This window comes from Romboutsia sp. 1001216sp1 (assembly GCF_039841805.1).
Taxonomy (GTDB): Bacteria; Bacillota; Clostridia; order Peptostreptococcales; family Peptostreptococcaceae; genus Romboutsia_C; species Romboutsia_C hominis.
The window spans coordinates 43236-58525 of the sequence record NZ_JBDPHA010000003.1 but is presented as its reverse complement, the minus strand read 5'-3'; the positions used below and the strand labels follow the sequence as shown (position 1 = coordinate 58525).

Genomic DNA, 15290 nt, shown 5'->3' with positions numbered 1-15290 from the left:
TTTCCTTCATTAAAAATACCCCCATATGAAATTGTTAAATACAAAATACTTTTCCACGCAAAGTATAACATAGCCATTTTGTAGATAATTAGACAAAAATGAATAAGATATATTGTGGTAATGGAGCAACATCATATCCAAAGGCACCATTAATGGGTGAAGCTATGTTAGATTATATAAATAATGTAGGTTGTAATGTAAATAGAGGTGCATATTCATCATCCTATAAAGCGGAAAATGTTCTATATGAAACTAGAGAATTAATATGTGAATTATTCAATTTTGATAAACCTGAAAATGTTGTTTTCACACCCAATATTACAACTAGCTTAAATATAGTAATTAAAGGCTTACTAAAAAAAGGTGACAATGTAATAGTTTCTTCTATGGAGCACAATGCAGTTATGAGACCGTTGAATTCTTTAAATGACATAATGATTACAAAAGTTAATTGTAACTTTTTAGGCGAAATCAAACTAAAAGATTTGTAGATGGAATAAAAGGAATAGATAAAAGTTTGTTAGTTGGAAAGCTTGATACTAAAAATAGAACCTCGGTAGTTTCTCCTGATTTTAAAGAACTTGATAATGGATAGTATGTCATATGTTAGATAAAAATTACGGTATATCAACTAGAAGTGGTCTTCATTATGCACCTTCTGCTCATAAAACACTAGGAACTTTTCCTAATGGTACAGTTAGATTTAGTTTTGGGTACTTTAACACAGAAAAAGAAATAGATTATATTATTGATTGTGTGAAAAATATATGGATAAATAAATAATTCATGTTTTATAATATACTTTAAGAAAATGGATAATCATTTTAAAATCAATTTATATTTAAAGATCTGAATAAGGGGAAGATATGAAAATAAAGGACATGAACTGGAAGGATATATCATACCTAAAAGAGGGGAATAATACTCAAAGAAAAAGTTATGAAATACTTAAAAGAATAAATATATTTGAAGTACTCAAGGATTACAACCCAATACTGATAGGAACTATTCCAATACAAATAAACATAGAAAGTAGTGATCTAGATATTGTATGTGGAGTAGAAAACTTCGTTACTTTTAAAGAAGTATTAGTCAATGAATTTGAAACAAGAAAAGGATTTAAAGTAATAGAAAATAGTATAGAAAATATAATAGTATGTAATTTTTATGTGGATGATATAGAAATAGAGATATATGCGAGCAAAAATCATTCAGAGAAAACCAACGGATATAGGCATATGGTGATAGAAGCTAGGTTGATAGAGATTTTAGGAAAAGATTTTAAAAATGAAATAATAGCTTTAAAAAAGAGAGGATTAAAAATAGAGCCAGCTTTTGCTAAACAACTAGGATTAAAAGGTAATCCATATGAAAGTTTACTAGAATAAGAAGAATACTATGATGATGATTTAAAAAATTTAAAACAATATTAATATAGAAAAATATAAAGAAGTTATTATGCTTATTTTTAGTATAGTAACTTCTTTATTATATAAATATTATATAAAGTATTGTATATTAGATTATGAAATAACATATGCAAATTAACAAATGAGGTGTTTATATGAAAAATATTTTTTATTATGAAACAAAGCTGGGAAAGATAGGAATTGCTGAAGATGGAAAAGGAATAACAGATCTTTATCTAGCGGAGAAACTATCATCAGAAGATATGAATATTGAAGAAACACCATTAATTAAAGAAACAGCAAAGCAACTTCAGGAATACTTATTAGGACAAAGAATAGAATTTGATGTACCACTTTCTCTTAACGGTACAGAATTTCAAAAGCTAGTATGGAATGAACTTAAAGATGTACCATATGGCAAAACATATAGTTATAAAGAATTAGCTCAAAAAATAGGTAAGCCAACAGCAGCTAGAGCAGTGGGAATGGCAAATAATAAAAATCCTATATTAATAATAATTCCATGCCATAGAATTATAGGGGCTGATGGAAGTTTAGTTGGTTATGCTGCGGGTTTAGAGATAAAAAAACAATTATTAGATATGGAAAATAATAATTAAATAAAAGTATATTAACATTATATGGAGAAGGGATATATGAACGAAAAAATTAGAGAAGAACTTTTGAAACTATCAGAAGAAAAGTATAGAGAATTTTCTTCAAGGCTAATACCAGGAGTTGAGAATATACTAGGTGTTAGACTTTTGTGTTTAAGAAAAATAGCAAAGAGAATAGCTAAAAAAGACTGGAGAGAATATCTAAAAAATGCTAATGATACATATTTTGAAGAGGTTATGCTACAGGGAATGGTAATAGGATATGTTAAGGATAGTAATATAGAAGAAATATTAGTATATATAAAAAACTTTATTCCTAAAATAAATAACTGGTCTGTATGTGATAGTTTTTGTAGTGGGCTTAAAATAACCAATAAAAATAAAGAAATAGTATGGGAATTTCTAAAAAAATATAACACTAGAATATTTAAATAATAATAATCTTGATGATTTTACTTACAATAAATCTCTCCAGAAAATATGTGAATCTTTAAAGATTGACAAAGAAAGGAAAGTCTTAATAAAATCAATGAAGAGATAGTAAAAATGGGCTAATTTACCTTAACATAGCCCATTTCTATTTTTTTACATACAAGGATTTTATATTAAGAACAAAACTGTTGATAAATTATGGATATAAGATATATCAACAAGTTTGAAAATGTAGAAAAATATATTTTGAGCAACGGACGTAGTCGTTGGCGACATGAGCGAAGCGAATTTTTTATTTAGATTACTTCCAAGATATTTGTGCTTCTTTTCTTGGAGTTGTTCTTTGATATTTTACATCTGGATATCCGATAACCATGCAAGTTACAATTTTTTGATTTTCGTTCAGTCCTAAGAAGTCCATAATTTTTTTATTTCCTTCAGCAGATCTTGTAAAGAATCCACTAAAGAAAGTTCCAAGGCCTAGAGCATTAGTCATAAGTTCCATATTAGAGGAAGCTAAACTAGCATCTACAGGATTATCAGAAACTACAAGTATTACAGCAGGAGCATTGAAGAATAGACTATCCCTACCAGTAGGATTTGCTTTAAATTCTTCATACATTTTTACCCACATCTGGGCATATAGCTTTAAATTCATTGTTTCAGGTGTTAAGTTAGCAAGCATATATTTACCCATATCACTTAATCTTTCTAAAGACATTTCTTTTAAAGTTTCTATGCCATCTTTAACTACAATATAAGATACATCTTGTGCATTTCTTGCTGTTTGAGTAAATCTCCCTGCTTCTATGATTTTAGAAAGTTTTTCTATTTCTACATCCTGATTTTTAAAGTGTCTTACACTTCTTCTAAACTTGATAAAGTTTAGTAAATTATCTGCATCAATAGAGAAATCCTCTTTATTATAATCTTTAACTTCATTCATGTTATAATCATCAGTTGATACTGCATTTTTAGGGCATATTGCAATACAGTGACCACATTTAAAACAGGCTACATTTTTAATATGAGCCTTTTTATCTATAAGTTCAATATCTTTAACCATGCAATCTTTAACACATAGAGAACATCCTATACAAAGATCCTTATCTACTTTCATCATAAAAAACACTCCCTTTAATTTATATAATATTTTTCAATTTTAATTTATATGTCTTAATTATTTTGGTATACTAATAAGTAAAATTCATAAGAAAATACAAATATATTTATTAAGGATAATAGTGATTATAGCACTGTTATAACCACTATGTCTAATTTAAAATATTCATAAACATATAACTTTTAGTTATAGATTTGATAAATTATAAAAAGGAGTAGAAAATGAACCTACAACAACTAGAGTATTTCAAAACAGTCGCTGAAACCGAAAATTTTACTAAAGCTTCAAAGTTATTATTAGTTACTCAACCAGCATTAAGTAAATCAATAGCAAAGTTGGAAGGAGAACTAAAAGTCCCTTTATTTGAAAAGAGTGGCAGAAATGTCAAACTAACTAGGTTTGGGAAATTATTTTTAGTTCATGCAGAGAGAGCATTGGTAGAGATTGAAAAAGGGATAAAGGAATTAGATGAAATGGTTAGTGATACTACAGGGACAGTTTCTATTTCCTCTACATCTAGAGTAGGAGCTTATTTTATGAATTTTATAATAAGCGATTTCTTAAATGATAACCCTAATGTAAAGTTTCAATTTAACCAACAGTCTGTAACTGAAATAATAGAAGATTTAAAAAAAGGAAAAATTGATATTGGTTTCTATGATAATCATACAGAACCTATTTGGGATATTAATATAGAATCTATACCAATAAAAAAGCAAGAGTATATATTAATAGTACCAAAGAATCATAAATTAGCCGGTAGAGGAGAGGTATCTTTAAAGGAATTAGAAAATGAATCTTTTATAGCATTTTGTGAAGGTAGTAAAGATAGGATTCTTTCTTGTACTGATGCTTTAGGGTATACCCCTAAAATATCAATTCAGCCAAAAGGAGCTAATATAGGAAGTGTAATAGAAGGATTAGTATCTGCTGGAGCAGGGATTTCAGTAGTTCCTGATTCACCAACTATCAATACAAATACACTATCTAAAATAAATATTAAAGAAACTATTAAGGAAAGAATAATATATATGAGTTATTTAAAAAATTCATATATACCTCCAATAGCAAAGTTATTTAGAGATTATATATTAGAATATGTTGATAGAAATTATATAACTTCATCATAAAAAATGTAACTCCTAAGTTAAAGGAGTTACATTTTTTATGTTTATTAATTTAATTCAAGGATCTTTTTTTCTATATTATCTAAATTTTTATCTTCTCCATAAGTTAAATCAACCTTGTGAAGAGGGATAAGTTTAGTCTTGTGCTTAATTTTATAACCTATATATAAACTTAAAAATAGAGGTATACCTATATAAGAAGCTATTAAACCACTCCAGTCAATGCCATCTGGTTTAATACAAGAATAACCTTGACCTATTATTATAACTATACACATTATTAATGCTAGTATAGGTCCAAAAGGATACCATTTAGCAGTAAATTTTAAATCTTTTAAATTATTACCTTGATGAGTATATGCTTTTCTAAATCTATAATGGCATATTGCTATTCCAACCCATGCTATAAATCCAGCAAGGCCAGATGCAGCAACTAACCAAACATAAACAGTACTTTCGGCAAATACACCTGTTAAGAAACAAAAAGATGCAACTATAGTAGTTAATATTAAAGCATTTACAGGAACACCTCTTTTATTAGTCTTAGCAAATAGCTTTGGAGCAAGTCCATCCTTAGCCATAGAGTGAAGCATTCTGCTTGATGCATACATACCAGAATTTCCAGCAGATAATACAGATGTTAATATTACTGCATTCATAAGAGAAGCAGCTCCAGCTATACCTGCTTTCTCAAATACCATAGTAAATGGACTTTCAGAAACACCAGCCTGTGTAAAAGGTATTATAGCACCTAAAACTATTATCGTTCCTAAATAAAATATTAATATTCTCCAAAATATGGATTTTATAGCCCTAGGAATAGTTTTTTCTGGATTTTCACTTTCTCCAGCAGCAACTCCTATAAGTTCGGTTCCCTGAAATGAAAATCCTGCAACTAGAAAAATGGCAAAGATTGATTTTATTCCACCATGGAAAGGTCCATCTTTTATAAAATAATTATGAAATCCTATTTCATCAGAACCAATTATACCAACTATCATTAATACACCTATTATTAAAAATATAATTACAGTAACAACTTTAACACCAGCAAACCAATATTCAGACTCACCGTAGGCTTTTGATGATAGGAAGTTTAATCCGACAATTATTATTAAAAATAATAAACTCCAGTAAACTCCTGGTATGTTTGGGAACCAAAATTTCATAACTAAAGAACCTGCAACCATTTCGGCAGCTATTGTTATAGCCCAGTTGTACCAGTAATTCCATCCAAGTGCAAACCCAAGTGCTGGGTCAATAAATTTAGTAGCATAGGAACTGAAAGATCCAGAGATTGGCATAAAAGTAGCCATTTCACCTAAACTTGTTATTAAAAAATAAACCATAATGCCTACTAAAACATATGCAACTAATGCACCACCAGGTCCTGCTTGATAGATAGTATCTCCCATTGCAAGAAATATACCTGTTCCAATAGAACCACCTAGTGCTATCATGTTTAGATGTCTTGCTTTTAATCCTCTTTTTAATTCTTGATTTTGTTCACTCATTTGATTATCCTCCTTATGGTGTAAATTTTCCATAAGTAAGTAACTAAGATAATAAAATTTATCTAACAATAAAAATGCGCTTAGTTTATGTCGCTAACGACTTCGACGGTTACTCAGATATATTTTTATATTATTGAGTTATTGATATACCTTATATAAGTTATCAGTAATTTTAGGTTTACATAAGGTTTTTGTATACAAAAAAAGCCATGAGACTATACCCATGACAAAAATACGTAAATTATATACAAAAAATACAACGTACCGTACGTTTTCATTGAAAATAGCTCTCCACAAAAATGTGACAGTCTTATGCATATTTTACATAAGCCCAGTAAATAGTATCAAAGCCATTAACTATTTACTTCGGCGAAATTTCCTTTTGTATTATTTCATTGAGCTTACCTCCATAATACTACTCTTAAATTTCGCGCCTCTATCTCAGTTATCTACTTGTTGTTTTAAATTATAACCAAAACAAAAAATAAGTCAATAGAAAAGATTAGATTTTGTACAAAAACAATAAATAATAAGTTTACTAACAATAATTGCAAGTGTTAAAATAGAGTTAACATAGTTAGTAAAAATATAACAAGGAGCAAAAGCATTAAATAAAGAAAATTGAGGGGGAAAGCAAGTGACATTATTAAAAAAGAGCATAGCAAGCATAACAACACTATGTTTAATAACTATAAATCTAACTAGTTTGAGTTTTGCAAGTGAGGATATGCAAAAACAAGAATTAAAAAAAGCTATAGAAAAATCGGAACCATTTGTAGTAAGTGGTAATATAAAGGAAGAGAAAAAAGAAGGTATATCACCTCAACAAATCCTAATTAATTATTTAAGCAATGTAGAAAAAACTTCTACTTTCAAAGTCAAATCAAAAGAAGATGATAAAAATGATTCTCAGGTTATAGTAAGACTTCAACAGTATATAAATAATATACCTATCTATGGTTCAGATTTAGTAGGATGCGTAGATTATGACGGAAATATAAAATCAATTTCAGGATATATAGAGCCAACATCAAAGACATTAAAAGGATTTAACTATAATCCGACTTTAACTAAAGATGATGCACTTAAGATAGCAAAGGAAAAACTTGAACTAAAAAATGAATTAAATAAAAATGAAAAAGTAGAGTTATATTTATATAAAAGTAAAGAAGAATATAAACTTGCATACAAAGTAGATGTAAATATAATAGGAAAAACAATTTATAACAAAATTGTATTTATAGATGCTAACAGTGGAGATATAATAAATCAATACGAAAACACAAACAATATAATCAAATCAGAAAAAATTAAAGCAAAAGGTGTATTTGGAGATGAAAGAGAAATACAAGTAATACATAGACAAGGTGAAGCAGGCTTTAAAGACGGGTATTATTTTATAGATTTAAGTAGAGGATCAAAACCTATAAAAACTTTAGATATAAAAGGTCAATATTTTTATCAATATTATTATCAAAATAAAATTCCTTATGGCATGGATAATGATATAAAATATTTTAGCACAAAACTAGAAAAGAGCGATGGAAAGTTTGTAGATGCAAACTACCATGTAGGAAAAACTTACGATTTTTATTTAAATAAATACAATAGAGATGGGCTAGATGGAAAGGGAAGTAAGCCAGAATTACTTGTAAATGTAAATGAGCCAGGAAATGCATTTTCCAGTCTAGTAAATGGAGTTGATATACTAGTTTTTGGAAATGAAAACTCAACAACTTATGATTCTGCAGGATCATTAGATGTAATTGGACATGAATATACTCATTCAGTAGTAAGACATACTGCTAATTTAGATTATGTATCTCAATCAGGCGCTATAAACGAAGCATATGGAGATATTTTTGGTACTTTAGTAGAACATACTTATAAATCAAGCAAAAATTGGACTATAGGAGAAGATTTTTCAAAATATGGATACTTAAGAAGCATGAAAAACCCAGATATAGATAATGTAGATAATATGGAAATCTGTAGAAGGTCTCATGTACATAATGATAGCTGTGACAATGATTACGTACATGAAAATAGTGGTATAATAAATAAATTAGCTTACCTAATATCTGAAGGTGGAACACAATATGGTATTAATGTTAAAGGTATCGGAGAAGAAAAAATGGGTAAACTTTTCTATGATGCACTTACAGAAGGCTTATATTCTCAATCAGATTTTAATCATCTAGGAGAAGTATTATTATTAAAAGCTAAAACAGCAAGTGAAAAAGAAACAGTAGAAAATGCTCTAAAAGCTGTTGGGATAATGAAGGTAAGCTCAAATAATCCTAAAGTAGTTATAAGTAAAATGGTAGGAGAAACTAGATATGAAACATCTATAATGATAAGTCAAAAAGGTTGGGATACTTCTGATAATGTAGTATTAGTAAATTCAAGTTCTATAGCAGATGCTCTTTCAGCCACACCATTTGCAAAATCTATAAATGCTCCAATACTTCTAACACCAAATGACAGCTTATATTATAATATTGAACAAGAGATAAAGAGACTAAAAGCTAAAAATATATATATTATTGGAGGTACAAGTTCAGTATCGAATAATATAGTAAATGAGCTTGAATATGATGGATTTAAGGTAAATAGAATAAGTGGAATAGATAGATATGACACATCATTAGAAATAGCTAAAAGATTAGGTAACATATCAAATATAGCTGTTGTAAATGGAGTTAAAGGATTAGCAGATGCAGTTAGTATAGCACCTGTCGCAGCCAATAAGAATATGCCGATAATACTAACATCACAAAATGAAAATTTTGATAAAATTAATAAGTTTATTAAACAAAACAATATACAAACATCTTATGTTATAGGTGGACAAAGTACTATATCTAATGATATAACAACTAAATTACCTAACTATAAAAGAATAGGTGGAGATGATAGAAATGAAACCAATGCTTTAATTTTAGAGAACTTTTATAAAGAAAAAAATCTAGAAGACATACTTATAGCAAAAGATGGCATAAATAAACAAGATGATTTAATTGACGCCCTATCAGCAGGAGTATTAGCAGCTAAGAAAAACTCTCCAATTGTAATAGTTGGAAGTAATTTAAATTGGAAGCAAAAAGAAATTTTATCATCTAAAGAAACAAATGAAGTAACTCAAGTTGGTGGAAATGGAAATGAAAATTCATTTAGTCAAATAATTGATATATTAAACAAATAACTAAATTCTTTATAAAAAATACTAACAAGTAAAGTTAGTATTTTTTTGTTTAAAATCTAACTTATATGTTTTATATGTAAAAATATGGGAATAAAATTAATATATATGGATAGAAAGCTTAATTCAAGTAAAAAAGAAATTGAAGAATTTAAAGAATGTAGTTAGGAGATATTAAAATGAAGTTGGAAAAAGAAATAATATTAGAAGAAAGAGAAGCTAAAAAGATAGAAAGAAAATCTGAGAAATGTGATAAAAAGGAATTCGAAATTAACAGCGAAAGAAATTACAAAGAAGCACAAAAAGAAGCTAAAGCTCATCAAAAATCTATGAAAAAATTAGAAAAAGAAAAGTTTGAAGAAAAAAGGGAAGAAAGAAAAGTAAATAAATAAATTAAATAGGTATTTATAAAGGTATATAATTTAAGTATTATATGTTTATATAAGTATCTATTTAGATTATTTACTAAAACACTAACTTATTAAAGTTAGTGTTTTTTAATATATTTAAATAATAAATACAAAGATATAAAAAAAGTGGATTAATTAAAGGAATTTGTTTAAATTTGTAAAAGTATATTAATAAAGAGGTGAGTTCATATGTTTAACCAAAGTATTGTTTTAGAATTTGACAAAAGGTTAGTTTCAGAAGAAGAGATGATTGAGAATATAGATTATTATATTTCAAGGTCTAGTGAAGGTATGAAACTCATATCACAGGGAAAGCAAAAGGAGGCTATGAAAATATTAAAAGAAATTAAAACGTCATTAAAGAAAGAATACATATATTATAATAAAGAGAAGATTAAACCATATATACATAGAAATAATGTATATAGAACTTATCAATGGGGGATAGTTTTAGCTTATTCTAAATTATATAAAGTCTATTCTTATAAATATTTGTATGACAATTTATTTAATGTATGGGATAGTATCTCTAATCATGATTCTTGTTTATTTTTAGGATATAGAATATAAAGACACTTATATTATTTAATGATATAAGTGTCTTTTTAGTATAAAATAAATTTTATTTGTATAAAAATTTGGGTAAATATGATCTATAGCTACTTTTATATTTATTAGATTATTTACATCGAGATATTATAAAATTTTCAAAAAAATATAAAAAAATAAGGAAATTTACTGAAAAATATAAAATTTAAGCTAGAATTAGGTGGTATCAAGGGGTATAAGAAAAGTGAATATAAATAGCTTGAATATACACTATATATGGTATAAAATAGAGGTTGTGTTACTACATATAGTGCTTATGCAAAGTTAAGTAAAGTGCTGAAAAACAAAAAAGTCAATACTTTTTATTAAAAAAGTTATTGTTTTTTTATCTAGTAAGACTTGACAAACACATCAAGAAATATTAGGCAAAAGGAGAGTTTTATGACCAGAAAATTAAATATAATAAAAAGAAATGGAAAGGTTGCAGAGTTTGATAAAATAAAAATCGAAAATGCAATACTAAATGCTATGAAATATGGTAGCGGTATATATGAAGAAGAAATAGCTAAAAAAATAGCTAACGAAATAGAAGAAAATTGTTATGAAAAGTCACCTTCGCCGACAGTATATCAAATAGAAGATATGGTATATAAGAAGTTAATAGATTATAAACACGAATTGACTGCGAAAGCTTATGAAGGATATAGAGCGGTACAGTCATTTAAAAGAGAAGTGAATACAACTGACGAAAGTATATTAGGATTACTAGACAATAGTAATGAAGATGTTATAAATGAAAATTCAAATAAAAATGGATTATTAGCGTCTACTCAAAGAGACCTAATAGCTGGAGAAGTTTCAAAAGATATAGCAAGAAGAAAATTAATACCAGCACATATAGCGCATGCCCATGATGAAGGTGTACTTCACTATCACGATATGGACTATGCAATTCAACCAATTCATAACTGTATGCTTATAAACTTAGAAGATATGTTAAATAATGGTACAGTAATAAGTAATAAATTAGTAGAATCACCAAAATCATTTACAACAGCTTGTACAGTTACAACACAAATAATAGCTCAAATAGCAAGCGGTCAATATGGTGGAAACTCTATAACTATAAAGCATATAGCACCATTTTTAAGAGTATCGTATGATAAATATTTCAATAAATACAAAGAAAAGTATTCTGAAGAAATGGCTAAAGAATTAGCTGAAGAAAGAATGTTAGAGGAGCTAAAAGCAGGTATACAAACTATAAGATATCAATTATCAACGTTATATACAAGTAATGGTCAATCACCATTTTCAACTATATATTTAGAGATTGAAGAAGGTCATGAATATGAAAGGGAAATGGCTTTAATTTGCGAAGAAATGATAGCGCAAAGATTAGAAGGAATGAAAAACTACAAAGGACAAGAAGTAGGAGAAGAATTCCCTAAACTAGTTTATTTATTAGATGAACATAACTGCCTAGAAGGTGGCAAGTATGACTATATTACAAGGCTAGCAGCTAAATGTAATACGAAAAGATTAGTTCCAGATTATCAAAGTGCTAAAATAATGAGAAAGAATTATGAAGGAAATACTTTCCCACCTATGGGATGTAGAAGTCACTTATCTCCATGGAAAGATGAAAATGGAAATTATAAGTGGTATGGAAGATTCAATCAAGGTGTAATATCATTAAACTTAGTACAAGTTGCATTAACTGCAAATAAAGATATGGATAAATTCTGGGAGATATTAGATGAAAGATTAGAACTTTGTAAAGAAGCTTTAATGGTTAGACATGATTTATTAAAAGGAGTAAAATCAGATGTATCTCCAATACATTGGCAACATGGAGGAATAGCTAGACTTAAAAAAGGAGAGAAGATAGACGCTCTTTTAGAGGATGGATATTCAACTCTTTCTTTAGGATATGTTGGGGTATATGAAATGACTCAAGCAATGCTTGGTGTAAGTCATACAACTAAAGAAGGGGAAGCATTTGCATTAGAAGTTATGCACCATTTAAATGATGCTTGCCAAAGTTGGAAGGAAGAAACTGGTCTTGGATTTGGATTATACGGAACTCCTGGAGAAAGTTTAACTTCAAGATTCTGTAGAATAGATAAGCAAAAATTCGGAGAAATTAAAAATGTAACTGATAGAATGTATTATACAAACTCATACCATGTTCACGTAACTGAAGAAATAGATGCTTTTGAAAAATTAAAGTTTGAAAGTCAATTCCACGACATAAGTTTAGGTGGATGTATAAGTTATGTAGAAGTACCGGATATGAGTAAAAACCTACAAGCAGTAGAGCAAATAATAAATTACATCTATCACAATATACAATACGCAGAAATAAATACTAAGCCAGATATATGCTATAAATGTGGATACACAGGTGAAATAAAGCTTGATAAGGATTTAGAATGGTATTGTCCAAACTGCGGAAACAGAGATAAAGATGAAATGCAAGTTATGAGAAGAACTTGTGGATACATTGGGGCAAATATGTGGGGTAAAGGACGTACTCAAGAGATAGGTGAGAGAGTACTTCACTTATAGAATTTGGAGTGATAATATGAGATTTGCCAAAATAAAAGACAATGACATAGCTAATGGACTTGGAGTAACAATGTCTTTTTGGACACAAGGATGTCCCCACCACTGTAAAGGATGTTTCAATGGAGAAACATGGGATTTTAACGGAGGTCAAGAATTTACACAAGAAGATTTACAATATATTATTGATAATATAAATAAAAATAATATAGATAGAGACTTATCTATATTAGGAGGAGAGCCATTATGCCCTCAAAATGTAGAAGGTGTATTTAATTTATGCAAAGAATTTAAGAAACATTACCCAAATAAAATGATATACCTATGGAGTGGATATACACTAGAAAATTTTGATGAAAGTCAAAAGAAAGTATTAAAATATATAGATGTATTAATAGATGGTAAGTTTGAAGAAAACAATAGAAATCTAAGCCTAATGTTAAGAGGTTCATCAAATCAAAGAGTTATAGACGTAAAAAAGACATTATTAAGTAATAAAATAGTATTTTATGAGCTAGGTTAAGTATGTAGAATGCATCAAGATAAATATAAATTTTATCTTGATGCATTTTTTACATGTAAGTAAATTATATTAAGCACAAAAATGTTAACAACTCATGAAAGTAAAATATGTCAATAAGATTGAAAATGTAAAACGTGACATTTGAGGAACGGACAAAGTCGTTGGTGACATGAAGTGTAGCGCCCACGCAGTGGCTTAAGCGAAGCGAATTTTTTACAAAATAAAAAATTATTATGCTAGAAGAAGTAATTTCATAGAGTACTTAACGTTTAGTTTCAAAAAATGAAATTAATAATTATTATCATTTACAAAAATGATTAATTATGATATACTTTAAATAAATAGAGAATTAATGAGTAATTTACTAGCAAGTGAACATAAAAGTGTAAATTATATCATAGCTTACATAAATTTTTTAAATCCGATGATCTTCAGCACGTTATTAGATTTAATACAGAAAGTATAATATTCCCCTATATGATAAATTACATTATAAATGTTATGCTAATTATACTCTTAATTTACTAATATAACTACACAACTTCTATATAAAGACCACGATTCATATCGTGGTTTTTATTTTAAAAAATGATAATGAAATTCATTTACAAAAAATAAAAATTATGATATATTAAAAATAGGCTTAAAATTATCGCGGCAAATTTCTGATTTTATAGGAGATGATAATTATGGCAAGAATGATGGGACCTAGATTTAAACAATGTAGAAGACTAGGGTTAAATGTATGTGGGCATCCAAAAGCAATGGATAGAGCTACAAAAGGAACGTCTAGAGCGGGCAAAAAGCTTTCACCATATGGAGTACAGTTATTAGAAAAGCAAAGATTAAAGGCTTACTATGGTGTGTTAGAAAAGCAATTTTCTAACTATGTAAAAAAAGCGATGAAATCTAAAGACTCTACAGGTACAGCATTAGTACAAATGTTAGAATGTAGATTAGACAACTTAGTATATAGATTAGGGTTAGCAAGCTCTACAAGACAAGCTCGCCAAATGGTAGTTCATGGACATATACTAGTTAATGGGAAAAAAGTAGATATACCTTCTTATGGAGTGTCAGTAGGAGATGTTATATCTTTAAGAGAAAAATCTCAAAAAAATACAATGTTTAAAGATAGTTTTCAACAAAATGCTACTAGCCAATATCCTTACTTAACTAAGGATATAGAGAACTTTTCAGGTGTTCTTACTAGAAAGCCTGAAAGAAATGAAGTACCAATAGAAATTGACGATATTTTAGTTGTTGAGTACTACTCAAAATAATCTAAATATAAAATTACCATAAATCTTAGGGTTTATGGTAATTTTTTTATTTTAAGTATTTTATAAAGATAAAAATGGACAAAATGATAGTTATATTATAAGCTAATCTATATAAAATAATTAAAAGGAGGTCGTTAATGTATAGTTTGAACAATATCAAGCAAAATAATTGTCCATTAAAATTCATATCAAACATACTCGGAAAAAAATGGGTATGTGAAATAATATGGGAAATTGGTAATGATAAAAAAAGATTTGGAGAATTACAAAGGTGCATAGAAGGATGTAGCAAGAAGATGTTAATTCAACAATTAGAATTTTTAATCGAAAATGGAATAGTAATTAATGACAAAAAAGAATTAAAAAATAATATCCAATCAACATACTATTTAAGTGAATGTGGTGTTTCGTTACTTCCAATAATGGAAACTATGATACTTTGGAGTAACAAACATATTAAATGTGATTGTTAATTTTATATAGATATTAATCTGGTTACAAAAAAGTTACCAGTTGATACAAGAGCTCATACT

Annotated in this window: 15 protein-coding genes and 1 riboswitch; of the genes, 13 read left to right on the top strand and 2 right to left on the bottom strand. The window is 27.9% G+C overall.

Going from position 1 to position 15290, the window contains the following annotated elements:
• The first annotated feature begins 98 nt into the window (after positions 1–98).
• From ABHC41_RS04615 to ABHC41_RS04595, 5 genes are all read left to right on the top strand, one after another.
• Positions 99–491 (top strand): aminotransferase class V-fold PLP-dependent enzyme, encoded by a 393-nt coding sequence (locus ABHC41_RS04615; protein WP_330678015.1) that lies wholly within the window; start codon positions 99–101, stop codon positions 489–491.
• Between the two features lie 112 nt (positions 492–603).
• Entirely contained in the window at positions 604–783 is a 180-nt protein-coding gene (locus ABHC41_RS04610; protein WP_330383683.1) for an aminotransferase class V-fold PLP-dependent enzyme, read from the top strand.
• Positions 784–866: 83 nt separating this feature from the next.
• On the top strand, positions 867–1388 hold the full coding sequence (locus tag ABHC41_RS04605) for a DUF4269 domain-containing protein (RefSeq protein WP_271893185.1): 522 nt from the start codon (positions 867–869) through the stop codon (positions 1386–1388).
• Positions 1389–1564: 176 nt separating this feature from the next.
• Positions 1565–2029 (top strand): methylated-DNA--[protein]-cysteine S-methyltransferase, encoded by a 465-nt coding sequence (locus ABHC41_RS04600; protein ID WP_092922888.1) that lies wholly within the window; start codon positions 1565–1567, stop codon positions 2027–2029.
• A 36-nt stretch (positions 2030–2065) separates the two neighbouring features.
• Positions 2066–2461 carry a DNA alkylation repair protein gene (locus tag ABHC41_RS04595; RefSeq protein WP_330405549.1) on the top strand — a complete coding sequence of 132 codons (396 nt, stop codon included), beginning with the start codon at positions 2066–2068 and terminating at the stop codon, positions 2459–2461.
• A gap of 298 nt (positions 2462–2759) precedes the next feature.
• Here the strand turns inward: ABHC41_RS04595 and ABHC41_RS04590 are convergent, their stop codons facing one another.
• Positions 2760–3581: a nitroreductase family protein gene (locus ABHC41_RS04590; protein WP_166504814.1), complete on the bottom strand. Its 822-nt coding sequence runs from the start codon at positions 3579–3581 to the stop codon at positions 2760–2762.
• A gap of 221 nt (positions 3582–3802) precedes the next feature.
• Here ABHC41_RS04590 and ABHC41_RS04585 point away from each other — a divergent pair, with 221 nt between their 5' ends.
• Positions 3803–4711, top strand: a complete 909-nt coding sequence (locus tag ABHC41_RS04585; protein WP_166504815.1) for a LysR family transcriptional regulator — start codon at positions 3803–3805, stop codon at positions 4709–4711.
• Between the two features lie 44 nt (positions 4712–4755).
• On the opposite strand, the gene ABHC41_RS04580 is transcribed toward ABHC41_RS04585, so the two are convergent.
• Positions 4756–6222 (bottom strand): amino acid permease, encoded by a 1467-nt coding sequence (locus ABHC41_RS04580; protein WP_195237922.1) that lies wholly within the window; start codon positions 6220–6222, stop codon positions 4756–4758.
• Between the two features lie 276 nt (positions 6223–6498).
• A riboswitch (Lysine riboswitch) is annotated at positions 6499–6669 on the bottom strand.
• A 190-nt stretch (positions 6670–6859) separates the two neighbouring features.
• On the opposite strand from ABHC41_RS04580, the gene ABHC41_RS04575 reads away from it, so the two are divergent.
• The 7 genes from ABHC41_RS04575 to ABHC41_RS04545 all read left to right on the top strand — a co-directional run bounded on the left by ABHC41_RS04575 (position 6860) and on the right by ABHC41_RS04545 (position 15230).
• On the top strand, positions 6860–9427 hold the full coding sequence (locus ABHC41_RS04575; RefSeq protein ID WP_166504817.1) for a cell wall-binding repeat-containing protein: 2568 nt from the start codon (positions 6860–6862) through the stop codon (positions 9425–9427).
• 176 nt (positions 9428–9603) lie between these two features.
• Positions 9604–9816 carry a hypothetical protein gene (locus ABHC41_RS04570; RefSeq protein WP_092922906.1) on the top strand — a complete coding sequence of 71 codons (213 nt, stop codon included), beginning with the start codon at positions 9604–9606 and terminating at the stop codon, positions 9814–9816.
• 207 nt (positions 9817–10023) lie between these two features.
• On the top strand, positions 10024–10404 hold the full coding sequence (locus ABHC41_RS04565; protein WP_092922909.1) for a hypothetical protein: 381 nt from the start codon (positions 10024–10026) through the stop codon (positions 10402–10404).
• 420 nt (positions 10405–10824) lie between these two features.
• Positions 10825–12954 carry an anaerobic ribonucleoside-triphosphate reductase gene (gene nrdD / locus ABHC41_RS04560; protein WP_166504818.1) on the top strand — a complete coding sequence of 710 codons (2130 nt, stop codon included), beginning with the start codon at positions 10825–10827 and terminating at the stop codon, positions 12952–12954.
• A 16-nt stretch (positions 12955–12970) separates the two neighbouring features.
• A complete protein-coding gene (nrdG, locus tag ABHC41_RS04555) occupies positions 12971–13474 on the top strand; it encodes an anaerobic ribonucleoside-triphosphate reductase activating protein (RefSeq protein WP_092922915.1) in 504 nt (167 codons plus the stop codon).
• 689 nt (positions 13475–14163) lie between these two features.
• Positions 14164–14757 (top strand): 30S ribosomal protein S4, encoded by a 594-nt coding sequence (rpsD, locus tag ABHC41_RS04550; protein WP_271893179.1) that lies wholly within the window; start codon positions 14164–14166, stop codon positions 14755–14757.
• Positions 14758–14894: 137 nt separating this feature from the next.
• Positions 14895–15230, top strand: a complete 336-nt coding sequence (locus tag ABHC41_RS04545; RefSeq protein WP_092922921.1) for a helix-turn-helix domain-containing protein — start codon at positions 14895–14897, stop codon at positions 15228–15230.
• Positions 15231–15290: the final 60 nt, after the last annotated feature.